At 45.6% G+C, this 25,130-nt stretch carries 22 protein-coding genes and 3 tRNA genes; 15 read left to right on the forward strand and 10 right to left on the reverse strand.

What is annotated here, in order from left to right; translation table 11 throughout:
• Window positions 1–30: 30 nt before the first annotated feature.
• The 9 genes from recN to rpmB form a co-directional block, all read right to left on the reverse strand.
• Window positions 31–1,695 (reverse strand): DNA repair protein RecN, encoded by a 1,665-nt coding sequence (gene recN / locus NBH16_RS09060; protein WP_250788407.1) that lies wholly within the window; start codon window positions 1,693–1,695, stop codon window positions 31–33.
• 7 nt (window positions 1,696–1,702) lie between these two features.
• Complete coding sequence (gene porD / locus NBH16_RS09065; RefSeq protein WP_008772391.1) at window positions 1,703–2,614, reverse strand: type IX secretion system protein PorD; 912 nt, start codon at window positions 2,612–2,614, stop codon at window positions 1,703–1,705.
• Window positions 2,611–3,816 carry a bifunctional phosphopantothenoylcysteine decarboxylase/phosphopantothenate--cysteine ligase CoaBC gene (coaBC, locus tag NBH16_RS09070; protein WP_250788408.1) on the reverse strand — a complete coding sequence of 402 codons (1,206 nt, stop codon included), beginning with the start codon at window positions 3,814–3,816 and terminating at the stop codon, window positions 2,611–2,613. Before coaBC ends, porD begins: the two co-directional genes overlap by 4 nt.
• A gap of 49 nt (window positions 3,817–3,865) precedes the next feature.
• The gene (locus tag NBH16_RS09075) at window positions 3,866–5,017 is read right to left on the reverse strand and encodes an iron-containing alcohol dehydrogenase (protein ID WP_008772393.1); all 1,152 of its coding nucleotides are present in this window, start codon (window positions 5,015–5,017) and stop codon (window positions 3,866–3,868) included.
• 4 nt (window positions 5,018–5,021) lie between these two features.
• On the reverse strand, window positions 5,022–5,792 hold the full coding sequence (locus tag NBH16_RS09080) for a 3'-5' exonuclease (protein ID WP_005857624.1): 771 nt from the start codon (window positions 5,790–5,792) through the stop codon (window positions 5,022–5,024).
• Between the two features lie 10 nt (window positions 5,793–5,802).
• Window positions 5,803–6,927, reverse strand: coding sequence for a DNA polymerase III subunit beta (dnaN, locus tag NBH16_RS09085; protein WP_005857626.1), 1,125 nt, complete (start codon window positions 6,925–6,927; stop codon window positions 5,803–5,805).
• A 220-nt stretch (window positions 6,928–7,147) separates the two neighbouring features.
• On the reverse strand, window positions 7,148–7,300 hold the full coding sequence (locus tag NBH16_RS09090) for a DUF4295 domain-containing protein (RefSeq protein ID WP_005638125.1): 153 nt from the start codon (window positions 7,298–7,300) through the stop codon (window positions 7,148–7,150).
• A gap of 16 nt (window positions 7,301–7,316) precedes the next feature.
• Entirely contained in the window at window positions 7,317–7,505 is a 189-nt protein-coding gene (gene rpmG, locus NBH16_RS09095; RefSeq protein WP_005857628.1) for a 50S ribosomal protein L33, read from the reverse strand.
• A 19-nt stretch (window positions 7,506–7,524) separates the two neighbouring features.
• Complete coding sequence (gene rpmB / locus NBH16_RS09100) at window positions 7,525–7,764, reverse strand: 50S ribosomal protein L28 (RefSeq protein ID WP_005857630.1); 240 nt, start codon at window positions 7,762–7,764, stop codon at window positions 7,525–7,527.
• A 234-nt stretch (window positions 7,765–7,998) separates the two neighbouring features.
• On the opposite strand from rpmB, the gene NBH16_RS09105 reads away from it, so the two are divergent.
• From NBH16_RS09105 to htpG, 11 genes are all read left to right on the forward strand, one after another.
• A complete protein-coding gene (locus NBH16_RS09105; RefSeq protein ID WP_036615787.1) occupies window positions 7,999–8,601 on the forward strand; it encodes a nitroreductase family protein in 603 nt (200 codons plus the stop codon).
• A 14-nt stretch (window positions 8,602–8,615) separates the two neighbouring features.
• Entirely contained in the window at window positions 8,616–9,965 is a 1,350-nt protein-coding gene (gene lpdA / locus NBH16_RS09110) for a dihydrolipoyl dehydrogenase (protein ID WP_250788410.1), read from the forward strand.
• 28 nt (window positions 9,966–9,993) lie between these two features.
• Window positions 9,994–10,737 carry a lipoate--protein ligase family protein gene (locus NBH16_RS09115; RefSeq protein ID WP_121962073.1) on the forward strand — a complete coding sequence of 248 codons (744 nt, stop codon included), beginning with the start codon at window positions 9,994–9,996 and terminating at the stop codon, window positions 10,735–10,737.
• A gap of 103 nt (window positions 10,738–10,840) precedes the next feature.
• Window positions 10,841–12,175, forward strand: a complete 1,335-nt coding sequence (locus NBH16_RS09120; RefSeq protein ID WP_036630459.1) for a dihydrolipoamide acetyltransferase family protein — start codon at window positions 10,841–10,843, stop codon at window positions 12,173–12,175.
• Between the two features lie 23 nt (window positions 12,176–12,198).
• Entirely contained in the window at window positions 12,199–14,232 is a 2,034-nt protein-coding gene (locus NBH16_RS09125) for an alpha-ketoacid dehydrogenase subunit alpha/beta (RefSeq protein ID WP_005862955.1), read from the forward strand.
• Window positions 14,233–14,265: 33 nt separating this feature from the next.
• Window positions 14,266–14,769 (forward strand): flavodoxin, encoded by a 504-nt coding sequence (locus tag NBH16_RS09130; RefSeq protein ID WP_005857641.1) that lies wholly within the window; start codon window positions 14,266–14,268, stop codon window positions 14,767–14,769.
• 324 nt (window positions 14,770–15,093) lie between these two features.
• Window positions 15,094–15,534, forward strand: coding sequence for a MarR family winged helix-turn-helix transcriptional regulator (locus tag NBH16_RS09135; protein ID WP_005857644.1), 441 nt, complete (start codon window positions 15,094–15,096; stop codon window positions 15,532–15,534).
• The gene (locus NBH16_RS09140; RefSeq protein WP_195205823.1) at window positions 15,515–16,834 is read left to right on the forward strand and encodes a TolC family protein; all 1,320 of its coding nucleotides are present in this window, start codon (window positions 15,515–15,517) and stop codon (window positions 16,832–16,834) included. The genes NBH16_RS09135 and NBH16_RS09140 overlap by 20 nt, the downstream gene beginning before the upstream one ends.
• Window positions 16,835–16,849: 15 nt before the next feature.
• Window positions 16,850–17,920 carry an HlyD family secretion protein gene (locus tag NBH16_RS09145; protein WP_005862960.1) on the forward strand — a complete coding sequence of 357 codons (1,071 nt, stop codon included), beginning with the start codon at window positions 16,850–16,852 and terminating at the stop codon, window positions 17,918–17,920.
• Window positions 17,917–19,521 carry an MFS transporter gene (locus NBH16_RS09150; protein ID WP_250788413.1) on the forward strand — a complete coding sequence of 535 codons (1,605 nt, stop codon included), beginning with the start codon at window positions 17,917–17,919 and terminating at the stop codon, window positions 19,519–19,521. Before NBH16_RS09145 ends, NBH16_RS09150 begins: the two co-directional genes overlap by 4 nt.
• Window positions 19,522–19,691: 170 nt before the next feature.
• Complete coding sequence (htpG, locus tag NBH16_RS09155; RefSeq protein WP_008779719.1) at window positions 19,692–21,746, forward strand: molecular chaperone HtpG; 2,055 nt, start codon at window positions 19,692–19,694, stop codon at window positions 21,744–21,746.
• Window positions 21,747–21,803: 57 nt separating this feature from the next.
• On the opposite strand, the gene NBH16_RS09160 is transcribed toward htpG, so the two are convergent.
• Window positions 21,804–22,127: a thioredoxin family protein gene (locus tag NBH16_RS09160; RefSeq protein WP_005862963.1), complete on the reverse strand. Its 324-nt coding sequence runs from the start codon at window positions 22,125–22,127 to the stop codon at window positions 21,804–21,806.
• Window positions 22,128–22,239: 112 nt separating this feature from the next.
• Here NBH16_RS09160 and NBH16_RS09165 point away from each other — a divergent pair, with 112 nt between their 5' ends.
• From NBH16_RS09165 to NBH16_RS09180, 4 genes are all read left to right on the forward strand, one after another.
• Window positions 22,240–24,558, forward strand: a complete 2,319-nt coding sequence (locus NBH16_RS09165; RefSeq protein ID WP_057328350.1) for a patatin-like phospholipase family protein — start codon at window positions 22,240–22,242, stop codon at window positions 24,556–24,558.
• A 76-nt stretch (window positions 24,559–24,634) separates the two neighbouring features.
• Window positions 24,635–24,711 (forward strand) — tRNA-Arg (locus NBH16_RS09170).
• A gap of 27 nt (window positions 24,712–24,738) precedes the next feature.
• Window positions 24,739–24,812, forward strand: a tRNA-Arg gene (locus tag NBH16_RS09175).
• Window positions 24,813–24,840: 28 nt separating this feature from the next.
• Window positions 24,841–24,914: transfer RNA gene (locus NBH16_RS09180), tRNA-Arg, on the forward strand.
• Window positions 24,915–25,130 lie beyond the last annotated feature (216 nt).

Genomic DNA, 25,130 nt, shown 5'->3' on the forward strand with positions numbered 1-25,130 from the left:
TTATCTAAGACTGCCCTACTTCAGAAAGGTTTAATCCTTGATACCCAACAAATCTTTCGCATTGGCAAGAGAAGCCTCTGTCAACGAGGCTCCGCTCAACATACGGGCCACCTCGTTCACACGTTCCTCCCCCTCTAATTGCTTGATACGGGTCAGCGTACGGTCTTTGGTATCCTTCTTATAAACAAAATAATGAGCTTGCCCCTTCGCCGCTATCTGAGGTAAGTGAGTGATAGCGAAAACTTGCATCTTTGTTCCGAGTTCTTGCATGATATCCCCCATTTTATCGGCGATATCACCCGATACCCCCGTATCTACCTCATCAAAGATAATAGTAGGTAAAGAGGTGAACCCGGCAATCATAGCCTTAATGCAGAGCATCAACCGGGAGATCTCACCTCCGGAAGCGGTTTGGGCTACCGGCTGCAATTCCGCGCTCTTATTGGCGGAGAACATAAATCGGATATCGTCCATTCCATCGCTCTCCGGCTCTTTGCGAGGAAGGATGTCCACACGGAAACGGGTATTCGGCATCCCCAACGGAATAATCATCTTGACCAATTGCGAGGCCATCGCCGTGGAAGCGACTTTACGCTGCTCGCTAAGCACTGAGGCCTGTTGAAGCAACTCTTTATACGAGGCATCCAATTGACTTTCTAACAAACCGATTTGCTCATCGAAAGAATCGATCGCACGCAATTGCTCTTGGTATTGATCCCGTATAGCGATCAATTCATCCACGGTGGAGACACGGTGTTTTTGCTGGAGCGTATAAAGGGTATTCAAGCGTTCATTCACCCATTCCAATCGTTCCGGGTTGAACTCTACATCTTCCTTTAAAACGTCTGTCTCGGAAGCCAGATCATTCAAGTCGATATAAGCCGAGCGGATTCGCTCGGAGATCTCCTTGGCTTTCGGGAAATATCTTTCTAAGGAATCCACGGTGGAAAGGGCTTCCTTGAGTATTTGGATGGCTCCTTGCTCCTCGCCGTCCAAGAGTTCGGTTACCTTATATAAAGAGCTTTTGATCTCCTCCGCATGCGAGAGAGTTTCTTGCTCTTGCTCCAACTCATCCTGCTCATCCGGTTGAAGGTTGGCTTCGTCCAATTGTTCCAATTGAAAACGGATATAGTCTTCCTCCTGCTTGCTTTGAGCCGCTTTGTCCCTCAAATCTTTCAGTTCCCTTCGCAACGCCTGATAACGGGTAAATTCCTTCTTATAAAGAATGAGCAAGATCTCATTTTCGGCCATTACATCGATCACTTTCAGCTGGAAACGGTTATCGCCCAACAATAGGTTCTGATGCTGCGAATGGATATCGATCAAGCGGCTTCCCAACTCTTTTAAGATCGTAAGGGAAACCGGAGAATCATTGACGAAGGCACGGGATTTGCCGGAGGCATAAAGCTCCCGACGCAAGATACAGCTATCCGCATCGTACTCAAGATCGTTACTTAGGAAGAAAGGCTCCAACTGATATTTTGAGACATCAAATACGGCCTCGATCACACATTTATCCGAACCTTTCTTTATACTCTTGCCATCCGCACGTTGTCCCAGCACCAATGACAAGGCTCCTAATATAATAGATTTTCCCGCTCCGGTCTCACCCGTTATCACCGAGAAGCCTTTATCAAAGCGGATATCCAAATTGTCTATCAAGACAAAGTTCTGTATAAATAAGGATTTCAACATAACTATTTTACCTTACTGGTTTTTGAAGCTCTTCCAAGCGAGTGGATTGTGCCGGATAGATCTCGAACAGCATCTTATAGCCCTCTTGCCGCTCTTGTGTGGTCGCTTTCGAATAAATCGCGATAATCTCATCTAATTTAGCGTCGGCGAACATTTGTAGAAGCACAGAAGTAGGCCGGGCTTTCTTTACTTCCTGCAAGGCGGGAAGCGCACCGATGATCGTCGTACGTCCGCGATCCGGATTTGCCGCCATTTCATCGAGTCCTTTCCGGTGATACGTGTACCACATTTCCCGGAAAGCGTCGGATGCGTTATCTTGCAAAGCCGTCGCTACGGCATGGCGGTTCTGGTTGCTATCAAAAGCTTTCCAGCCCGTCCACGACATCTCAGACTGGGCCATGTTCACGATTTGTTGGGCCTGCTGTATATAGGTAGTTCCACCTTTCGGGGCGAAACTATCGAAATCAAGCCCCAAGATCACATAGACGTAAAACACGATAGTGGCCGTAAGATTGCTGGTCAGCGTATTTGAGTTATAGTCTAATGGCTCTCCCTCCGTATATTCAAAATCCAACTGTTGGTCCCTAAAATTCAGAAGAGTAGTTGTATAACTGGAATTATAGACCGGACGGCGAGCTTGTATCTGGATCTCGCTCTTGAAGTTCGTCTCATCCAATTCATTCACGATAATCGTCATCGTACAATCGATCTTCTCATTGACAGCAAACGTGGCATCCGTCCATTTCCGGTTATTCACGAACTCAGTCAAGGAGTTCTGCAAGGTCGTGAAGATTTGCTTGTTAGCGGTCGCGATCTTGTCTCCGTTTACCGTGATACGGGCGTTCAACTCTTGCGCCTTCCCACAAAAAGGAGCGGCGCAAAGCATGAATAGATAAAACAGTCTTCTTACTTTTCTCATTTCAATAATGTTACCAACTTATTTACGATATCAGAGGCTACCTCCCGCTTCGTTTTGAGCGGATAGCTCGTTACTCCTCCGGCATTGTCGATAATCGTGATCTTATTGGTATCGCAACGGAAACCGGCACCTTGGTCTCGTAAAGAATTCAAGACGATGAAATCGAGATTCTTCCGCTTCAGTTTACCTTCGGCATGAGTGGCCTCGTCGTTCGTCTCCAGGGCGAACCCCACCATGACCTGTCCTTCCCGCTTGATCGCACCCAAAGAGGCGGCGATATCCGGGTTCGGAACCAAATGAAGCGTCATCTCTCCCTCTGTTTCCCGTTTGATCTTCTGCCCGGAAGCATTCTCCGGACGGTAATCGGCGACAGCGGCACATAATATGGCAGCATCGCTACTCGGGAATGCGGTTATCGCCGCTTGGTACATTTCCCCGGCAGACTCAACATCGATTCGTTTAATAGCCGGATGATGTGTTTTTAAAGAGACTGGACCAGCGACCAAAGTCACCTCCGCCCCTCTCTCCGCACAAGCTTCCGCTAAAGCGAACCCCATCTTACCGGAAGAGTAATTACCTATAAAACGTACGGGATCTATCTTTTCATATGTCGGACCTGCTGTTATTAAGATCTTTTTTTTTTCAAGATCTTTTTGAGCGGAAAAGAAGTCTTCCAAAACCTCGATAATCTTATCGGGTTCTTCCATCCGGCCTTTACCAACCAAATGGCTCGCCAATTCCCCCTCGGCAGGTTCGATAATCCGGTTACCGAATGAACGCAAGCGCTCCAGATTCTGTTGGGTACTCGGATGAGCGAACATATCCAAATCCATGGCCGGAGCCACGAATACAGGGGATTTGCAAGAAAGATAAGTAGTTATCAGCATATTATCGGCGATTCCGTTCGCCATCTTACCGATCGTGGAAGCGGTAGCCGGAGCAATCAACATGGCATCCGCCCAAAGCCCCAGATCCACATGACTATTCCATGTACCATCCCTATTGGAAAAAAACTCGCTGATTACAGGGTGGCTACTCAACGTCGATAACGTAAGCGGAGTGATAAACTCTTTTCCCGCCGGCGTGATAACCACTTGTACCTCGACTCCTTTTTTCACCAATCCCCGGATGATATAAGCGGCTTTGTATGCTGCTATACTCCCCGTAATTCCTAATATAATATGTTTATCTTTCAATGTCATATATCGAATCAATTTATCTTTGCCAGTAGAGACGTAGCACGTTGCGTCTCTACAACCTCAACAAAAGAATCTCTTTGGCTACTTTTGAGTTTATATTGCCATATTCGCCAAGTTTCCATCCCATTCGATCGATAGGTTCCACCAAAGCATCCAAGTCGGACTCCTTGATCCCATAGTCGGAAAGACGGGTCTTTAATCCCATGAAATGGAAAAAATCTTCCGTAGCCTCTATTGACTTTTGCGCCTTTTCATCGGCAGATCCTTCGGTAATACCAAATACGACCTCTCCCATCCGGATCAGTTTCGCCGCTTTCTCCTTACGCATATAGGTCATGACACCCGGCAAGATAACCGCCAAAGTCTGGGCATGATCCAAGCCAAACTGCGCCGTCAATGCATATCCCATACGGTGTGAGGACCAGTCTTGGGGTACTCCTTGGCCGATCCAACAGTTCAAGGCATTCGTAGCCGCCCACATCAAATTAGCACGAATATCATAATCATTCGGGTTTTGCAAGACCTTGCGGCCTTCTTCCACGATTGTCTTCATCAATCCTTCGGCAAAATAATCTTGAACCTTAGCGTTCACCGGATAAGTCAGGTATTGCTCGACCACATGGATAAACGAGTCAACGACACCGTTAGCCACCTGTCGCTCTGGTAAAGAATAAGTTACCTGCGGATCTAAGATAGCGAACTTAGGGAACACCAACGGAGACATGAAATTCAATTTCTCATGAACAGATTCCCGGGAAATTACCGCCCGTTCATTCATTTCCGAACCGGTAGCGGCCAAAGTCAGCACTACTCCTAAAGGAAGCGCTTTCTTTATCACGCCACCTTTCGATAAGATATCCCAAGGATCTCCCTCGAAAAACGTAGCCGAAGCGATAAATTTCGTAGCGTCGATCACTGATCCGCCGCCTACCGCCAGCAAGAAATCGATATTCTCCCCCTTCACCAACTCAACAGCCTTCATACAAGTCTCATAACGGGGATTCGCCTCAATACCACCAAACTCATAGGTATGGAAGTCTTTCAAAGCTGCCGTCACCTGCTCATAAATGCCATTTTTCTTAATGCTACCGCCACCGTATACCACCAGAACCTTACTTCCTTCTGGAAGTAACGCAGACAAACGGGCAATACTTCCTTTGCCGAACACAACCTTTACAGGATTGCAAAACTCAAAATTATTCATCGCCTTATTTTGAATTAAAGTCTCTCAAACGGATCTCTGTCAACATTTTCTTCGTATTCAACGGGAAATCGCCATTCATGATCCAAGAATAATAACCCGGATCCGACTTCAAGATCTCCGTTACCAAACGGCCTTTATACTTACCGAAGTTAATAACCTCCTCGCCTTTATCGTTGTAAACCATACGTCCGGCGAAATCCACATTATTCGAGTAGCAGGAATATTGGGAAAGGAAAGCTACGTCATTCTTCAAATCCGGATAGCGATCCAGCTGCGCTTTCAACACCTCATACGTAGCCAACGTATCAGCCTCAGCCGTATGAGCGTTCTCCAAGCTTTTATTGCAATAGAATTTATAAGCGGCAGATAACGTACGTTGCTCCATCTTATGGAAAATCGTCTGTACATCGATAAATTTGCGCCGGTTCAAATCGATATCCACACCCGCACGCAGGAACTCCTCGGCAAGCATGGGTATATCAAAACGGTTGGAATTATATCCGGCCAAATCACAACCCTCGATCTGGGTTGCCAAAGATTTAGCGATCTCCTTAAAGGTCGGACAATCTTTTACATCTTCATCGGTTATGCCATGAATAGCGGTAGATTCGGGGGGAATAGGCATACCGGGATTTATCCGGCGTGTCTTCGTTTCTTCTTTCCCATTTGGGAAAACCTTCACGTAGGAAATCTCTACGATACGGTCCTTTACGATATTTATACCCGTGGTCTCTAAATCAAAAAAGACCAGCGGGTTCCTTAAGTTTAACTGCATTATTTATTTATTAGTCATTCAACATCATCGGCATCAGCAACATGAGCAAGTCCTCGTCCTCATCATTCTCAGAAGGAACGATCAAGCCGGCACGTGAAGGGTCCGCTAATTCTAATACAACCTCTTCCGAGCTGATATTTCCAAGGATCTCGATCAGATATGTAGCCTTAAAACCGATGCTTAACTCCGTCCCGTCAAACTGACAAACAATACGCTCTTCCGCAGAAGTGGAGAAATCGATATCTTGGGCGGAAACCGTAATCAAGCTATCCTTCAAGTGCAACTTCACCAAGCTGCTCGCCGGATTAGAAAAGACAGAAACACGCTTTAAAGCATTCAAGAAAGAGATACGATCGATCGTTACCTTAAACGGGTTTTCTTGAGGAATCACACTATTATAGTTCGGGTAACGCCCCTCGATCAAACGACAAACCATCTCGAAGTTCGTGCAAGTAATATACGCATTGTTATCATCAAACTTAATCAATACTTGCTCCGACTCCTTCGCCAACAAATTCTTCAATAAATTAGCCGGCTTCTTCGGCAAAATGAAAGAAGCCCGTTCCGGGGATTTCACCGCCAAGTTACGCAAGCGAACCAATTTATGTCCGTCTGATGCCACGAACGTCAAATCATCCGTATGGATATCGAAATAGACACCATTCATTACAGGGCGAAGCTCATCATCGGCCGTGGCGAACAAGGAACGACTGATGCCGTTTAACAGCATCTGGGCATCCATCGAGATAGAGATAGCGTTATCATTCAACGGCTTCTGCTGCGGATATGTGTCCCCTTTCTGACCGATAAAATTATACTTACCATTCTGGAAATGAATGAAAATCTCCAAATTCTCATCATTGATATCAAAAGTAAGCGGTTGTTCGGGAAGCTCTTTCAGCGGATCGAGCAGTATCTTGGCGGAAACCGCAAAGAGTCCGGCACCTTGGGCATTCATGACGTCTACGGAAGTCACCAACCGGGTCTCGGCATCGGAAGCTGTCACCGTAAGCGTATTTCCTTCTAGGTTAAAAAGGAAGCTGTCCAGAATCGGTAAAGAGTTCTTGGAAGCGATAACCTTGCTTATAGACTGTAAACGTGATAATAGCGCAGTGCTGGATACATCGAATCTCATAGCTTTAATTATTTTATCTTGTTATATTATTATTTCACACAAACTACCATTTGGATGGGAAGAGACACGGCATGCCCCATCTCTACAAATTAACCCAACAAAATTAAGAAAATATTTTATTTGTAACCAACTATACTTTCAAAAGTTTAGGGTACAAAAAAAGCTTCCCTCCGCTTTATCGGAGAGAAGCCTCTTATATTCTTTATTATTCGCTACTTAATTATTTAGCGAAATAATCTTTTACTGCTTCGTTAGGGATCATTTCTTCTTGGAAGATGTATGCACCTGTTTTCGGAGACTTAACCATTTTAATCACTTTGGAATAAGTACGACCGTCACCTTTCTTAAATGTTGCAACTGCTTTTTTTGCCATCGTTTAAAATCTCCTATTACTTAATTTCTTTGTGTAACGTCATCTTCTTCAAAACCGGATTGTATTTCATCAATTCCAATCTCTGAGTAGTATTCTTTCTATTCTTCGTAGTGATATAGCGAGACATACCCGGCATTCCACTTTCCTTGTGCTCTGTACACTCAAGGATTACCTGTACTCTATTTCCTTTTGCTTTTTTTGCCATTTTCTATATCCTCCACAAATTATGCGTTCAAATAACCTTTTTCAGCCGCCATCTTGATAGCCGCATCCAAACCTAACTTATTGATTGTACGTAAGCCAGCCGCAGATATATTCAAGCTAACCCAGCAATCCTGCTCTACCCAGTAGAACTTCTTCGTAAACAGGTTGACATTGAACTTACGCTTCGTTCTTCTCTTTGAGTGAGAAACGTTGTTTCCAACCATTGCTCTCTTTCCAGTAATTTGACAAATTTTAGACATTTCTAATCTGTTCTTTTAAATTATACGAAATTTAAGTCAACTCCTGCTATGTGTCTTCCCTTTCTGAACTAGCATCATGAACAAAAACGAAGATTCTAATAGAGTCTTATCTTTACAGGGTGCAAAGGTAAGAATTATTTTGATTTATCCGCAAGAATTCTCAAATATTTTTTCCTCAACAAATCATGTCTTAAATTAGTTATAGGTATATAACAACATAACATGATATTCATTATGGCAAGAAGTTTTAAAGAAGCGATCCAGCATCGCCGGACACATTATGGAATAGGTAACAACTCTCCCATTTCCGACAACGAGATTCATGAGATTATTAAGACAGCGGTCACTCACGTTCCCTCCGCATTCAATTCGCAGTCTACGAGAATCGTACTGCTACTGGGTGAAAGCCACAAGAAGCTTTGGGAAATCGTAAAAGACACACTTCGTAAAATCGTCCCCGCCGAAGCCTATAAGGCTACCGAGGCAAAGATAGATAATTCTTTCGAGGCTGGCTATGGCACGGTCCTCTTTTTCGAGGATACAGCGGTAGTAGAAGGCTTACAGAAGCAATTTCCTTCTTATAAAGAGAATTTCCCGGTATGGTCCCAACAGACATCGGCTATGCATCAATTCGCGGTATGGACTATGTTGGAAGACGCCGGCTTCGGCGCTTCTTTGCAACATTACAACCCGTTGATCGACGAGGCGGTCGCTAAACAATGGCATATCAATCCGAACTGGAAACTGATCGCCGAGATGCCGTTCGGAACCTCTACCCAGGAACCGGGAGAAAAACAATTCGCCCCATTAGAGGAACGAATTTTAGTATTCAAATAATTATAATAATGTATATGGAATATGACATAGCAATCATAGGCGGTGGACCTGCGGGTTACACCGCCGCCGAAAGGGCTTCGGAGAATGGATTAAAAACGATCCTTTTCGAGAAGAACGCTATCGGTGGCGTCTGCCTAAACGAGGGATGTATCCCGACAAAAACTCTTTTATACTCCGCCAAGATACTAGACAGTATCAAAAGTGCCTCCAAATATGGTATAGTGGCGATGAAAGACCCAAGTTTCGACTTGGCAAAGATTATCGACCGGAAGAACAAGACCGTCCGTAAACTTACGCTCGGGGTAAAAGCCCGGCTTACGGGTAACGGCGTCACCATTGTAGAAGGAGAGGCACGAATCACCGGAGAGGAGTTTGGAAATATACGGATTCACTGTGATGGAAAAGAGTATTTAGTGAAGAATGTGTTAGTATGCACAGGCTCTGAAACCGTGATCCCTCCTATCAAAGGGTTATCAGAGGTCAAGTATTGGACTTCCCGGGAAGCCCTTGATCTCAACGATTTGCCAAAATCGTTAGCGATTATCGGTGGTGGCGTGATCGGAATGGAGTTCGCCTCATTCTTTAACAGTATGGGCGTAAAGGTGAAGGTAATCGAGATGCTACCCGAGATATTAGGGAATATGGATAAAGAAACCTCAGCGATGCTTCGATCCGAGTATAAGAAAAAAGGCGTAGAGTTTTTCTTGAATACCAAAGTTACAGAGGTATCGGGAGAGAAAGTCTTTGTTGAGAAAAACGGCAAGGCAGACACGATTGAAGCCGATAAAATATTGGTGAGCGTGGGCCGCCGTCCGATTACAAAGAGTCTGGGACTCGAAAATCTAGCGATCGAAATACAAGGGGCCGGTGTAAAGGTAAACGAACATATGCTGACTTCCCATCCACATGTATATGCGGCTGGAGATATTACCGGTTTTTCCCTGCTGGCACATACGGCTTACCGGGAAGCGGAAGTTGCCATACACCATATCCTAGGCATACCGGACGAGATGAGCTATAAAGCCATTCCGGCGGTAGTTTATACGAATCCGGAATTAGCGAGCGTGGGTAAGACAGAAGAGGAATTGGTAGCGAATGGGGAAAGTTTTCGTGTTCAAAAGATCCCGATGACCTATTCCGGACGTTTCGTCGCAGAGAACGAGAATGGTAATGGTTTATGTAAACTGATCACGGACGACGAGGATCGTATCATCGGTTGCCATCTACTAGGGAATCCGGCATCCGAGATTATCGTCACCGCCGGAATCGCTGTCGAGAATGGTTATACAGTCGATGAATTTAAGAAAAATATTTTCCCGCATCCGACAGTCAGTGAGATCCTCCACGAAAGTTTATATATCTAATAAAACGCCTAACTAAAACAGTTTCCTGATGCTTTGCATTCACAATACACAAACGGATCCATACTTCAATTTGGCCGCCGAAGAGTATCTGCTCAAGAATTTCAAAGAGAATATTTTCATGCTTTGGCAGAATGAACCATCAATCGTGATCGGTAAGCATCAGGATGTATGGGCCGAGGTAAATCTCAAATTCGTACAAGACCAACAAATCAAGATAGCGCGCAGGTTTTCCGGTGGTGGTGCCGTTTACCATGATCCGGGAAACCTGAATCTTACATTTATAGAGACCGGCCAGATTATGCAGACCGACAAATATACCATCCAGATCATGAATTTTATCAAGACATTGGGAGTACATGTCGAGGTGGATGAACGGAAAGGATTAACTATCGGAGGATTTAAAATATCGGGTAGCGCACAGAGTATCCATAAGAATCGGTATATGCACCATGCTACCTTATTGTTTTCCACCGATCTGGATAGGCTCGTCACCTCCTTGAAAAGTACATCCCGTCAAGCACCAGAGAAAACAGGAGGTAAACGATCGACATTCGTTAAATCTGTACGGAGTCCGGTCACGAATATCAGCGCCCATCTTCCGGCTTCTATCTCCATCCAGCATTTTAAGAAAGCGCTTCTTTACTATTTCACGATCAATAATCCCGGCATTCAAGATTATTATTTCACGCAAGCAGACTTGGAAGCCATCTATCGGCTTAAAGAGCAGAAATATGCTACAGCCAGCTGGAACTTTAACACTTATACACTATAATACAGAAACTTACCTTCTTGATCTTTGTTCTTATTATATACCGTTTGTAGAGACGGGGCACGCCCCGTCTCCCACTATATAACAATAATTAAAAAATCAAAATATGGCTACATTTGAGATAAAGATGCCTAAGTTGGGCGAAAGTATTACAGAAGGAACCATCATCTCATGGTCGGTAAAGGTAGGTGATACCGTAGAGGAAGATGATGTCCTTTTCGAAGTAAGCACAGCGAAAGTAAGCGCTGAGATTCCATCCCCCGTTGAGGGAAAAGTAAAACAACTTCTTTTTAATGAGGGAGACACCGTAGCGGTCGGTACAGTCGTAGCGATCCTTGAGATCGAAGGTGAAGGAGAGGATAACGGAGCTCAGCCGGAAACCTCGGAGGCTACTCAACCGAAAGAACAAGTCCCCGCTCCCGTCCCAGAGGAATTATCAAAGAATTCCCAAGAGGAAGATCGTTGGTATTCTCCCGTCGTATTGCAATTAGCGAAAGCTGCCGGTGTGTCGCAAGATGAACTGGATCATATTCCGGGTACCGGATATCTGGGACGTCTCAGTAAGAAAGATATTCAAACGTATATCGATCACAAAAATAAAGGTACGGAAATGCCGAAGCCGAAACAGGCTCCTGTTTCTTCCATGCAGCAAACGGCTACGAGCACGCCAACAATTACGGTAGCGCCGCCGACCGCTCCTTCCATGCCTATGACAGCGGCCACCCCATCCGCTCCACTCGCTCAAGGAGACGAGGTGAGAGAAATGGATCGTGTACGTAAGATCATTGCGGACCATATGGTATTATCGAAAAAAGTATCTCCGCATGTGACGTCGGTTATCGAGGTAGACGTGACCCGACTGGTTAACTGGCGTAAAAAAGTGAAGGATCAATTCTTCAAGCAAGAAGGCATCAACCTAACTTATATGCCGGCTATTACCGAAGCGACCGCCAAAGCGTTGAAAGCCTATCCATTAGTAAATTCATCCGTGGACGGTTACAATATCATCCTAAAGAAGCCTATTAATATAGGTATAGCGGTTTCCTTAAACGACGGAAATTTAATTGTCCCGGTTATACACGATGCCGATAAGCTGAACCTAAGTGGCCTCGCCTCACAAATAGATACCTTGGCGGCTAAAGCCCGTGAGAATAAGCTCGCCCCGGATAGCATCCAAGGCGGAACGTTCACGATTACGAATTTCGGAACCTTCAAGAGTCTGTTCGGCACCCCGATCATCAATCAGCCTCAAGTAGCGATCCTAGCCGTCGGTTATATCGAGAAGAAGCCTGCGGTAGTAGAGACGCCCGAGGGAGATACGATCGCTATCCGTCACAAGATGTACCTCTCACTCTCCTACGATCATCGTATCGTGGACGGAGCTTTGGCGGGAGCCTTTTTACGTTCCATCGCCGACGAACTAGAGAATTGGAACGCTTAATACATTATATATAATAGAACAACATGAAAAAGTATGATATAAAAACAACAGATAAGGAGACTCTCAGGAAATGGTTTTACCTTATGACGCTCGGAAGGGCGATCGATGAGAAGGCTCCCTCCTATTTATTGCAATCTCTCGGCTGGTCTTATCATGCCCCGTATGCCGGGCACGACGGGATACAACTCGCCATGGGACAAGTATTCGATAAGGACACGGACTTTCTCTTCCCCTATTACCGGGATATGTTGACGGTTCTCTCGGCGGGAATGACCGCCGAGGAGATCATCCTGAACGGTATCTCCAAGGCGACCGATCTGACCAGTGGCGGCCGCCACATGTCTAACCACTTCTCTAAGATGGAATGGCATATCGAGAACGTTTCTTCCGCTACGGCGACTCACGATCTCCATGCCGCCGGCGTGGCACGGGCGATGGTTTACTATGGACAGAAAGGCGTAGCGATTACCTCGCACGGTGAATCGGCCGCTTCCGAAGGCTATGTGTATGAGGCAATCAATGGCGCCAGCAATGAGCGACTGCCGGTTATCTTTGTCTTCCAAGACAATGGATATGGTATCTCTGTCCCCAAAAAGGACCAGACGGCCAATCGTAAAGTTGCCGATAACTTCTCTGGCTTCAAGAATTTACGTATTATCCATTGCAATGGAAAAGACGTGTTCGATTCCATGAATGCCATGACCGAGGCCAAAGAGTACGCGATCGCCAACCGGACTCCCGTAATCGTTCAGGCCAATTGCGTACGGATAGGCTCCCACTCAAACTCCGATAAACATACCTTGTATCGTGATGAGAACGAGCTTACCTATGTAAAATCCGCCGATCCTTTATACAAATTCCATCGCATGCTGATTCGTTACGGACGTTTCACCGAGGAAGAATTGAAAGAAATCGCGGATCTAGCGGCTAAAGACCTGAAAGCCGCCAATCGGAAAGCGATGGCCGCCCCCGATCCCGATCCGTCTACCGTCAAGGATTACGTCCTCCCGGAACCTTATCAACCTCAGAAATACAAAGAAGGTGTTCAAAACGAGGAAGGAGAGAAAGAAACGCTAGTTACGGCGATCAACAAGACGTTGAAAGCGGAGTTCCGGCACAACCCGGATACATTTATCTGGGGACAGGATGTAGCCAATAAAGAAAAGGGTGGCGTATTCAACATCACCAAAGGCATGCAGCAAGAATTCGGTATCGAGCGAGTCTTCAACGCCCCTATCGCCGAGGATTATATCGTAGGGACAGCGAACGGTATGTGCCGTTTTGACCCGAAGATCCATGTAGTGATCGAGGGTGCGGAATTCGCCGATTACTTCTGGCCGGCCGTCGAGCAATACGTGGAATGTACGCATGAGTATTGGCGCAGCAACGGGCAATTTACCCCAAACATCACTTTGCGCCTAGCCTCCGGAGGCTATATCGGAGGAGGGCTTTATCATTCCCAGACCATTGAGGGCGCATTGACCTCATTACCCGGTGCCCGGATTGTTTATCCCTCTTTCGCAGATGATGCCGCCGGACTGTTGCGGACGAGTATGCGTTCTAAAGGCTTTACGCTCTATCTGGAACCGAAAGCGCTCTACAACGCGGTAGAAGCCTCCACCTTTGTCCCCGAGGATTTCGAGGTTCCGTTTGGGAAAGCCCGCATACGCCGTCCGGGAAAAGATCTGACGATCATCACTTATGGCAATACGACCCATCTTTGCCTCAACGTAGCCGAGCTTCTTTACAAAGAAAAAGGCTGGGAACTGGAGGTTATCGATCTTCGTACCTTGATACCATTGGATAAAGAGGCGATCTTCAACTCGGTGAAGAAAACCAGTAAAGTATTGATCGTACATGAGGACAAGGTCTTCTCTGGCTTCGGAGCGGAAATTGCCGGTATCATCGGCTCGGAACTATTCCAGTACTTGGATGCTCCGATCCAACGGGTAGGTTCCCTATTCACTCCGGTTGGTTTCCATCCGGTCTTGGAACGGGCCATCCTCCCCAACGAGGAGACCATCTATCATGCGGCAAAAGAACTGCTGCTTTATTAGATCCACATTCGTTAAATCTTTAAAAGCATCACAATGAAAACAGGATTATTTTACGGAACGGGCACAGAGAAAACAACCTTTGTCGCCAATAAAATAAGAAAAGCTTTCGGGGAGGATCAGATCGATATCATCCCTATTGAAAGCGCATGGAAAAGAGATTTCGAGGCTTACGACCATATAATCGCAGGAACCTCTACTTGGTTCGATGGCGAGCTTCCCACCTATTGGGACGAGATCATCCCGGAACTGGTCACTTTAGACCTTAAAAATAAGAAGGTCGCTATTTTCGGTCTTGGAGATCAAACGAATTATCCGGATAATTTCGCCGATGGAGTCGGCATATTGGCGGACGCTTTCACCTCCTGTGGAGCGACTTTAGTAGGCGAGACCTCTTCGGATGATTATTTCTTTAATGCCTCCAAAGCCTTGAAAAATGGCAAATTACTAGGCTTAGTCCTCGATTTGGAAAACCAACCGGATCAAACCGACAAACGAATCGAGCGATGGGTGAAGCAATTGAAGGAGGCGTTTGGATAAAGAAGAATGCATCTTAAACTCGTAAACGAGAACTAAACAGAAAGCGTAACGAATCACTACACGGGTTTGTTACGCCTTCATTCTATACACCTGTCTTTCATACACATACTGTGCCAATATCTGCCATCGCCTTGGCACAGCTGTGCCACGCTGATGGCATACCCGTGCCATAGTGATGGCAAGCCCGTGCCACGCCGATGGCAAAGCTGTGCCACCTAGATGGCAAACATACTTTATTAGCGAGACGCTAATTAGTTAAACATTTGACTAATCCGAGAAAAAACGCTATCTTCGCGCCCAGCAAGTTTAAAAGAATTATAAGTAATGGTAGAAGGTAAAGAATTCCGGGAACTTATGTTACAAGTTGTCCGCACACGCATGGCATTTCGTCGGTCTATGCAACGAACGCTGAAAAAGAACAACGCCGGTATAACATTTGAGATGCTTCAAATCTTGAGTTGCCTATGGCACGAACAAGGTATCACCCAACAGGTCTTGGCAGAGAGAACGGCAAAGGATAAGGCTTGTCTGACAAACCTAATGAACAATTTAGAGAAGAAAGGCTACGTCCATCGGAAAGAAGATCCCGAGGACCGGAGGAACAAACTGGTTTTCCTAACCCCGGAAGGAGAAGAATTCAAAAAGCAAATTCGCCCGATCCTTGATCAGGTTTATGTACATGCGGAGCATATTATCGGAATAGAGAACGTAGAAACCATGTTATCCGAATTAAAAGCAGTACATAATGTCCTTGAGAATATATAAAAAGCACGTATTGAGCCTCTTTTGTATGACGGTCGCTACATTTCCGGCAATCGCCCAAACCGATTCGCTCTTTTTGACCATCGACCAGCTTTTCGAGAGAGGCGTACGGCATAGTCTGCAGATCCAAGCAGACGTCTTAAAAGAATCGATAGCGCAAGAGAGAACCCATACGGCACGTTCCGCACAATTGCCAGACCTGCAAATCGGCTTGAAAGGTGGATATGTAGGGCAACCGATCCTCTTTGAGCAAGGACTCGCCCATCCGACTCGCCCGGAAGCGCCCGATTGGTCCCAGAACTATGCCATCGACCTTACCCAACCGATATACCAAGGCGGTAAAATCCGGTATTCCATCCGGAAAGCGGATCTGGAGAAAGAAGTCGCCTCTTTACAAACGCTCACAGACCAGAGTGAGATCAAGCTCGGTCTATTAAATCAATACATCGGTCTTTTCAGCCTGTTTAAACAACGTGAGGTGCTTTCCCGTAATATCGAGGAATCGGAACGCCGCCTGCAAGATATCCGGCGTATGAAAAAAGAGGGACTGATAACCAATAACGACGTATTAAGAAGCGAGATGCAATTAACCAACGACCGCCTATCCTTGCAAGAAACGGATAATAGCCTCATACTGGTATCACAGCAATTGGATATCCTGATCGGTCTCGATGAGAATCTATTGCTCAAACCAGATACCACGTTACTGGACCAAACCGTATCTTTAGAAACTTACGAAGATTATGTAGCCCAAGCCTATTCCAATGATCCGGCGATACGTCTACTCCGGAAACAAACAGAGTTAGCCCAAAATGATATACGTTTGACTAAAGCCTCCTCGCTACCCAGCCTATCGCTATATGCGTCGAACACATTGGCACGTCCAGTCTCCCGAACATTAGCGGATATGTACAATAACAACTGGAACATAGGGCTGTCGCTCTCCTACCCTTTATCCTCTTTATATAAAAACAACCATAAGATAAAGGAAAGCAAATGGATGGTCTCGTTATATAAAAACGAGGAGGAACAGAAAAAGCAGAAAATCCGTATAGAAGTGCGCACCGCGTTCTTACGTCATAAGGAGGCCCTACAAGAAGTGGAAGCCTTGAAGTTATCCGTACGGCAAGCTCAAGAGAACTATAGGATCATGCAAAACCGGTATTTAAACCAATTGGCGATCCTAACCGACTTACTCGACGCGAACTCGGTTCTCCTCAACGCGGAGCTACAGCTCACGAATGCCCGTACCCACGTGATTTACACTTACTATCAACTACAGAAGGCTTGCGGCCGTCTCTAAAAAGAAACAACGACTATGGCAAACGAATTAAAAGAGAAACATCAAAGACTAAAGAAAGTAAGGACACGGAATATAGTATTAAACTCCATATGTATCCTTTTAGCCGGTTCCGGCATTTGGTGGACAGCCAATTATTTCTGGCGTTACATCAATTATGAGGTGACAAACGATGCCTTTGTGGACCAATATATCGCCCCACTAAATATACGTGCCTCCGGCTACATAAAAGAGGTCCGTTTCAAGGAACACCAGTACGTTCACCAAGGGGACACACTTCTCATACTGGACGATCGGGAATATCGGATCAAGGTAAAAGAGGCAGAGGCCGCGTTGATCGACGCCCAAGGATCACAAGACGTACTTCGTTCCGGTATCGAGACCTCCCATACGAACATCGCCGTACAAGACGCCAACATCGCCGAGGCTAAAGCCAAGCTTTGGCAACTGGAACAGGATTATCACCGATTTGAGCGGCTGCTGAAAGAAGAATCGGTCCCCGAGCAACAATACGAGCAATCCAAAGCCGCTTTCGAGGCGGCGCAAGCCCGATATCAGGCGTTGGTGGAACAAAAGAAAGCCGCTTTCTCCCAATTCACCGAAACCAGCAAGAAGACAACAGGAGCCGAGGCGGCGATCTTACGAAAAGAAGCGGATCTGGATTTAGCGAGGTTAAACCTTTCCTATACCGTTATAACCGCCCCTTACGACGGTCATGTAGGCAGACGGACCTTAGAGCCCGGACAATACGTGCAAGCCGGACAAACGATATCCTACCTCGTACGAGATAAAGACAAATGGATCACGGCCAATTACAAGGAGACCCAGATCCCCCACATCTATATCGGGCAAAAAGTACGTATCAAGGTAGACGCGTTGCCGGGAAAGATATTCAACGGGGAGGTAACCGCAATCTCCGACGCCACAGGCTCCAAATACTCATTGGTCCCGACCGACAATTCCGCCGGAAACTTCGTCAAGGTACAACAACGTATCCCGGTACGGATAGACTTGGAAAATCTATCGCAAGAAGATACGCAATACTTAAGAGCAGGCATGATGGTTGAAACAGAAGCCTTACGCAAATGATCACGATGAAAGAGCTTGGGGCACCGATCCGCCAATGGGTGCCGGACTGGTTAGGATTGATTTGCATCTTCATCGTTATCCTTCCGGTTACGATGCTAAACGGTTCGTACACCGGCAGTATGCTGGAGGTATCAAACACGCTAGGCACGAACACCGAGGATATAACCATGGGATATTACGCGGCAGCGGCGGGAATGGCGGTATCCTATCCGATTATTCCGAAGATATTAGAAGCCTTCTCTATAAAATTCTTATTGTTAGCGAATTTAGTCGCCCAGTTCTTCTTAAGCTGGATCTGTGCCCGCTCCCAGAACGCCGACATATTGATCGTCTGTAGTTTCGCGATCGGTTTCCTGAAAGGGTTTCTCATGCTGTGGTTTATCCGGTACGCACAAAAGATATTCAGCCCTAAAAATATACGTAGCCAATTCTACTCCTACTTCTATCCTTTTGTTTTCGGAGGGGGACAAGCGTCCATGCTTGTTACCGCACAGTTAGCCTACCATTACGACTGGAAATATATGTATTACTTCATGATGCTAATGATTTTATTGGCCATAGTAGTGGTAATCATCTGCTTCCGCCATAACCGGCCGATCAAGTCCATCCCCTTGGCCGATCTACACATCCGGGAAATGTTCATCATATCCACCGGATTGTTAATGCTTATGTATGTCATTAATTACGGGAAAGTACTCGACTGGATGGCATCCCCCAAGATTTGCCTTTATATCATGATCGCCCCGATATTGATCGCTTTATTTATTTGGTATCAATATCATTCGGAACGTCCGTACGTGAATCTGGCGCCTTTATACCAGCCGAAAGCCATTATCGGTTATTTCTATATGATGCTTGTCATGTTTTTCAGTACTTCGACTACCTTGTTGACCAGCTACCTGACCAGTATCTTAAAGGTAGACAGTACCCATACCTATTCCCTTTATACTTATTTGCTTCCGGGATATGTCTTGGGGGCGTTCATCTGTTTTTGGTGGTTCCGGTGGCAACGTTGGCGGTTTCGTTTCTTGATAGCGGGAGGAATGAGTTGTTTCGTCCTGTTCTTCGGGAGCCTTTATTTCGGGATCTCACCGGATAGCAGATACGAGATGCTCTACTTTCCTATATTCCTCAGGGGATTGGGCATGATGATTCTAATCATAGCTTTCGCCTTATTTGCCGTGGAAGATTTAAATCCTAAATATTTATTGTCAAACGCTTTCTTTCTCATCATTTTCCGTTCGGTACTATCCCCTATCATGGCGACTTCTTTTTACAGTAATATACTATATCGCTTGGAACAAAAATATATGTATTCCTTATCAGAAACCGTTACGCTGGCCGATCCTCTAGCCGCCTCACGCTATAATCAGGCGCTTGGCAACGCCTTGACCCAAGGGCATCCCTACGACGAGGCAGCGCAAATGGCTACCAATACACTCTATAATACGTTACAGCAACAAAGCTTATTATTGGCGTTAAAAGAGATACTGGGGTATTTATTAGTCATCTCCTTATTCATAGCGATCGTATCTCGTTTTATCCCATTCCATAAAACCATCCGTGTTACATTCGCCAAGACAGGAGATGATATGGTTTGATCAAACTATGCCCGGCTGCAAATCTATCAGCCGGCATCTGCCTTTTTGTCATTTATAGTTTATCCGAAACATTTTGGCATTCGTTTTGTATAGGAATAGGCGGATCTTGAGAATGATCAGGATCAGGAATACGCACAAAATAACAATAAAAATAATAAGATATTCAGACTATGAGCAGTAAACAAGGTAACATCGGAGTAACATCGGAAAACATCTTTCCGATTATCAAGAAGTTCTTATACAGTGATCACGAAATCTTCCTTCGTGAACTTGTTTCTAATGCGGTAGACGCTACCCAGAAGTTAAAAACGCTTTCTTCCGTAGGCGAGTTTAAAGGCGAACTCGGCGATTTGACCGTACAGGTTAAGTTCGATGACAAAACGATCACGATCTCTGACCGGGGTATCGGTATGACAGCCGAGGAGATCGATAAGTACATCAACCAGATCGCTTTCTCCGGCGCCGAGGAGTTCGTTGAGAAATACAAGAACGACGCCGCTTCTATCATCGGTCACTTCGGTCTTGGTTTCTACTCCTCTTTCATGGTTTCCAAGAAAGTAGAGATCGTGACGAAATCGTACAAAGAAGGCGCTGTTCCCATGAAATGGAGCTGCGACGGTACACCGGAATACTCCTTGGAGGAAACGACGAAAGAGGATCGTGGTACCGATATTATCCTGTATATAGACGACGAGAATAAAGATTTCTTGAACAAGGATAAGATCAATGGCTTATTGACAAAATACTGCCGTTTCTTACCGGTTCCTATCGCATTCGGCAAGAAGCAAGAGTGGAAGGATGGCAAATATGTAGATACGGACGAAGATAACGTAATCAACGACACCAAACCGGCATGGGTTCGCAAACCGGCCGATATGACCGACGAGGATTACAAGAAGTTCTATCGTGACTTATATCCTATGACGGATGAGCCGTTGTTCTGGATTCACTTGAACGTAGACTATCCGTTCAACTTGACCGGTATCTTATATTTCCCTCGCATCAAGAGCAATATCGACTTGCATCGTAACAAGATCCAGTTATATTGCAATCAAGTATTCGTTACGGATTCCGTAGAGGGTATCGTTCCTGAGTTCTTGACATTATTGCATGGTGTATTGGATTCGCCGGATATCCCGTTGAACGTATCCCGTTCCTATTTGCAAAGCGATCAGAACGTGAAGAAGATCTCCAACCACATCACCAAGAAGGTGGCAGACCGCTTGGAAGAGATCTTCAAGAACGACCGCCCGCAGTTCGAGGAGAAATGGGATAGCTTGAAACTATTCATCCAATATGGTATGTTGACTGATGAGAAGTTCTACGACCGTGCGGTTAAGTTCGCCTTATTCAAGGACGTCGAAGGCAAATACTTCACTTTCGAGGAATACAAGAACTTAATCAAGGACAACCAGACAGACAAAGAGGGTAACTTAATCTATCTGTATACCACCAATAAAGACGAGCAATACAGCTATATACAAGCCGCAAAGGACAAAGGTTACAGCGTCTTGGAAATGGACGGACAATTGGATGTACACTTGATCGGACAATTGGAGCAGAAGTTCGAGAAGAGCCGCTTCGTTCGTGTGGATAGCGATACGATCGATAACCTGATCCGCAAGGAAGACTCGAATAAGGTAACCTTGAGCGAGGAGCAGAAAACGGCCATGCAGGAAGTATTCAAGAGTCAGATGCCGAAATTGAACAAGACCGAGTTCTACGTAACATTCGAGGCATTGGGCGAAAACGCGAACCCTGTCATGTTGACACAAAGCGAGTATATGCGAAGAATGCGTGAGATGTCCGCTATGCAACCGGGTATGTCTTTCTATGGCGAGATGCCGGATAGCTTCAACTTCGTATTGAATACGGATCATCCGTTGATCAAGAAAGTATTAACTGAAGAGGAGCAAGCTTGCGACGAGAAGTTAAAACCGATCCTTAGCGATATCAAAGGATGGGAGGCTCGTCAAGCCGACTTACGTGAGGCTCAAAGCAAAAAGAAAGAAGATGAGATCACGGCGCAAGAGAAAGAGGATATGACCAACACCGACCATAAGCTGGATGAGCTTCGTGAGCAACGCAACCAAGTTCTGGCCGAGTACGCCGGCACGAACAAGACAGTTAGTCAGTTGATCGACCTTGCTTTGTTAGGAAACGGTATGCTGAAGGGAGAGGCCTTAAGCCAATTCATCAAACGTAGCGTAGAACTGATCGGATAAACCAATCCTCACATATATAAAAAACCGTTCCTTCTCGGGGGAACGGTTTTTTTAGTTTCAGCCCACGACATCCTCGACCACTTTCCGCAACCTATCCAAGCTCATCTCGCCAGATTGTCTCCACAAAGCCTCCCCTTTCCGTAGCAGGATAAAAGTAGGAATCGATTCCACCGTATACAAATCGGCAAGAGCGCTCTCCTCCTCGATATTGATTTGTACCACTTCTAATTTTCCTTTCTCCAATTCCTTGAACTCCTTCACGATCGGCATCATTTTCTGGCAATGAGGGCACCAATCCGCATAAAACTCAGCCATGACCAAAGCACCGGTCTCCATAACGGTCTTATTCCGCTCTTCCCTATTCAATTCTTTCTCTTTCATAACATCATCTGTTTTAATTGTATTGATAACTCAACAATACGAAAAAACAAAATGTTTATGTTTCTAAAGAAATACTTCTTACATTTGGAGAAGAAAAACAGATTGGGTTCATATGAGGAAAATAACCGTTATCATAGCCTTATTCCTTGCTGCCATTCAGATTGTTTCCGCCCAGAAAGTAGGGTTGGTACTCAGTGGCGGCGGTGCCAAAGGAGCGGCACATATCGGAGTGATCAAGGCGCTGGAAGAAAATAATATACCGATCGATTACATTACCGGTACCTCCATCGGGGCGATTATCGGTAGTTTATACGCCATGGGATATTCCCCCGAGGAGATGCTGGAGCTGATGCTTTCCAAGGAGTTCGCCTATTGGCAAACAGGTACGGTGGAGGAGCAATATACCTATTATTTCAAGGAGCCTTACCCGACCCCGGAATTCGCGCATTTCTCCATCGATATGTCCGATTCCCTACAGATCAAGGCTAGCTTCTTACCGCAAAGCTTGATCAATCCCATACAGATGAATCAGGCGTTCATGGCCTTGTTCTCGCAGGCGACGGCAAAGGCGGGGTGGAATTTCGACAACCTGTTTGTCCCTTTCCGTTGCGTGGCCTCGGATATATATACTAAAAAGCCGATCATCTTTAAGAATGGGGATCTGGGAGACGCCGTACGTGCCTCCATGACTTTCCCGTTTTTCTTCCAGCCCATATGGAAAGACAGTATTCCTTTATTCGATGGAGGTATCTACGATAATTTCCCGGTAGGCCCGATGAAAGACGCGTTCCACCCGGATTTCATTTTCGGATCGACGGTATCGGGAGGGAATAAAAAGCCTTCGGAGAATCCTTATAACCAGATCGAGACCATGATCATGCAAAAGACCGATTACGAGGTACCGGAGGAAGATGGCATGATGATTAAATTCAGTTTTCCCACCGTCTCCTTATTGGATTTCCAGAAAGGCAAGGAGCTTATGGACATCGGGTATAAACGTACCCTTTCCATGATCGACTCCATCAAGCAACGGGTTCCCCGGGAAGTGCCTTTAAATGAGGTTACCGAAAGAAGAAAAGCCTATAAAGAGAACCTTCCCCCGCTGATCTTCCGTAATATTTACGTGACGGGCGTATCCGAGGCCCAGCGTAAATACATAGAGGCCCAATTACACAGGGATATCAATAACGAATTCTCCATGGAAGAGTTCAAGCGGGCTTATTTCAAGATGCTGACCTATTCCAAGATTAGGGAAATCATGCCGCATGCCGTTTATAACCGGAAAGAGAAGAAATTCGATCTTTATCTGGACGTGAAGATGAAAGAAGAGATCACGGTTGGCTTCGGTGGAAACGTATCGTCTCATCAAGCGAATCAATTATACCTAGGATTGGGGTATCAATATCTGGGACGGTTCGCCGCCGACGTAAACTCGAACTTTCAAGTGGGTAACTCCTTTAGTGGTGTCATGTTGAGTGGCCGGATGTACCTGCAAACGCAAATCCCCACTTATTTAAATTGGCAAGGAGTCTTCTCGGACAAGAAATATACGGAAAGCCAATCCCTCTTTTATGAGGATATAGTGCCCGCCATGATTAAGCAGAAAGAACTGTACATGAAACTAAAATTAGGCTTCCCCTTTCTCAACCACGCGAAAGCGGAGATCGGGTTCGCCTACGGACGGCTGAACGATTTCTATTTGCAGAGCACCACGATACCTTTCCCGAACGCCTCTTTCGACCATAGCTGGTACGATTTATTCAGCGGTTCGTTAAGTATCGAGCAAAACTCACTCAACGCCAAACAATACCCGATAAGCGGAAAGCAGCAATTCCTAATCGCCCAATACGTAACCGGTACGGAGAAGTACACTCCATCCCCCACTTCCGCCACGACGGAAGCCCCGATTGGTCGCAAAGTGCATAGCTGGCTGCAACTGAAAGGGCGCTGGAACCAATACCAGACGCTGAGCAACCGTTTCAACTTAGGTTATTTGGCGGAAATGGTCATATCCAGCAAGAACCTCATGAATAACTATACGGCTAGCGTATTACAGGCCCCGGCGTTTACCCCGACACCCCATAGCGAGATTGTATTCAACGAGGCGTTCCGGGCGAACCAATATGTGGCTTTCGGGCTTTCCCCGATCTTGAAGTTAAGCAAGCTTCTGCACTTCCGGTTGGATATGTATGGCTTCGCTCCGCTCTATGAAATACAAAAGACGGTGCCGGAAAACAACCCATATGTCGGAATCCCGCATTATGGTAAGTTTTTGCACTCGTTTAATTATATGGGTGAAGCGGCGGTCGTATTGCAATTGCCATTCTTATGTATCAGTCTGTACGCCAACGGATACAGTTATCCGAAGGAGAATTTCAACTTTGGCTTAAACATTGGTTATCTGATCTTCAATCCAAAAATGTTAGATTAAATTCGCAAAAAAGTAGTCGAAACGTTTGCATATTTAAAACAAAAACGTACCTTTGCACTCGCAATCACGAAACAATGGCCGCGTAGCTCAACTGAATAGAGTAGCTGACTACGGATCAGCCGGTTACAGGTTTGAATCCTGTCGCGGTCACCATTCGAAGATAGCAATAGAATATATCTTGGCTCCTTAGCTCAACTGAATAGAGCATCTGACTACGGATCAGAAGGTTAAAGGTTTGAATCCTTTAGGAGTCACTTGAATATTCAAATTCATTTACAGATTGGCTCGCTAGCTCAACTGAATAGAGCATCTGACTACGGATCAGAAGGTTATAGGTTTGAATCCTATGCGAGTCACTTGAGAATCCTTATTTCATTCAGCGTCTTCGGAAGCAATGAAATAAGGATTTTTTCAATTTCTACCGGTCGTATCATTATTATTCATATATTGGCTCACCCGATAAATCAGGGGGAAAATTCTTTAATTCTATAGAAAATTTGCACCTTTGTACCATGAACAATCAAGGACTATTAGCATTGGCACAGTTGATTCTGCCATCAGAGATACTTTCA

It is taken from the genome of Parabacteroides sp. Y3-G-102 (assembly GCF_023656845.1).
GTDB classification, from domain to species: domain Bacteria; phylum Bacteroidota; class Bacteroidia; order Bacteroidales; family Tannerellaceae; genus Parabacteroides; species Parabacteroides distasonis.

Coding starts and splice junctions, on each gene's coding strand:
- lpdA (WP_250788410.1), top strand. CDS start 8,616: ATGGAATATGACATAGCAATCATAGGCGGTGGACCTGCGGGTTACACC.
- NBH16_RS09120 (WP_036630459.1), top strand. CDS start 10,841: ATGGCTACATTTGAGATAAAGATGCCTAAGTTGGGCGAAAGTATTACA.
- rpmB (WP_005857630.1), bottom strand. CDS start 7,764: ATGTCTAAAATTTGTCAAATTACTGGAAAGAGAGCAATGGTTGGAAAC.
- coaBC (WP_250788408.1), bottom strand. CDS start 3,816: ATGACATTGAAAGATAAACATATTATATTAGGAATTACGGGGAGTATA.
- NBH16_RS09145 (WP_005862960.1), top strand. CDS start 16,850: ATGGCAAACGAATTAAAAGAGAAACATCAAAGACTAAAGAAAGTAAGG.
- NBH16_RS09090 (WP_005638125.1), bottom strand. CDS start 7,300: ATGGCAAAAAAAGCAGTTGCAACATTTAAGAAAGGTGACGGTCGTACT.
- NBH16_RS09080 (WP_005857624.1), bottom strand. CDS start 5,792: ATGCAGTTAAACTTAAGGAACCCGCTGGTCTTTTTTGATTTAGAGACC.
- NBH16_RS09105 (WP_036615787.1), top strand. CDS start 7,999: ATGGCAAGAAGTTTTAAAGAAGCGATCCAGCATCGCCGGACACATTAT.
- recN (WP_250788407.1), bottom strand. CDS start 1,695: ATGTTGAAATCCTTATTTATACAGAACTTTGTCTTGATAGACAATTTG.
- dnaN (WP_005857626.1), bottom strand. CDS start 6,927: ATGAGATTCGATGTATCCAGCACTGCGCTATTATCACGTTTACAGTCT.
- NBH16_RS09150 (WP_250788413.1), top strand. CDS start 17,917: ATGATCACGATGAAAGAGCTTGGGGCACCGATCCGCCAATGGGTGCCG.
- NBH16_RS09075 (WP_008772393.1), bottom strand. CDS start 5,017: ATGAATAATTTTGAGTTTTGCAATCCTGTAAAGGTTGTGTTCGGCAAA.
- NBH16_RS09135 (WP_005857644.1), top strand. CDS start 15,094: ATGGTAGAAGGTAAAGAATTCCGGGAACTTATGTTACAAGTTGTCCGC.
- NBH16_RS09125 (WP_005862955.1), top strand. CDS start 12,199: ATGAAAAAGTATGATATAAAAACAACAGATAAGGAGACTCTCAGGAAA.
- NBH16_RS09130 (WP_005857641.1), top strand. CDS start 14,266: ATGAAAACAGGATTATTTTACGGAACGGGCACAGAGAAAACAACCTTT.
- NBH16_RS09140 (WP_195205823.1), top strand. CDS start 15,515: ATGTCCTTGAGAATATATAAAAAGCACGTATTGAGCCTCTTTTGTATG.
- htpG (WP_008779719.1), top strand. CDS start 19,692: ATGAGCAGTAAACAAGGTAACATCGGAGTAACATCGGAAAACATCTTT.
- porD (WP_008772391.1), bottom strand. CDS start 2,614: ATGAGAAAAGTAAGAAGACTGTTTTATCTATTCATGCTTTGCGCCGCT.
- NBH16_RS09160 (WP_005862963.1), bottom strand. CDS start 22,127: ATGAAAGAGAAAGAATTGAATAGGGAAGAGCGGAATAAGACCGTTATG.
- NBH16_RS09165 (WP_057328350.1), top strand. CDS start 22,240: ATGAGGAAAATAACCGTTATCATAGCCTTATTCCTTGCTGCCATTCAG.
- NBH16_RS09115 (WP_121962073.1), top strand. CDS start 9,994: ATGCTTTGCATTCACAATACACAAACGGATCCATACTTCAATTTGGCC.
- rpmG (WP_005857628.1), bottom strand. CDS start 7,505: ATGGCAAAAAAAGCAAAAGGAAATAGAGTACAGGTAATCCTTGAGTGT.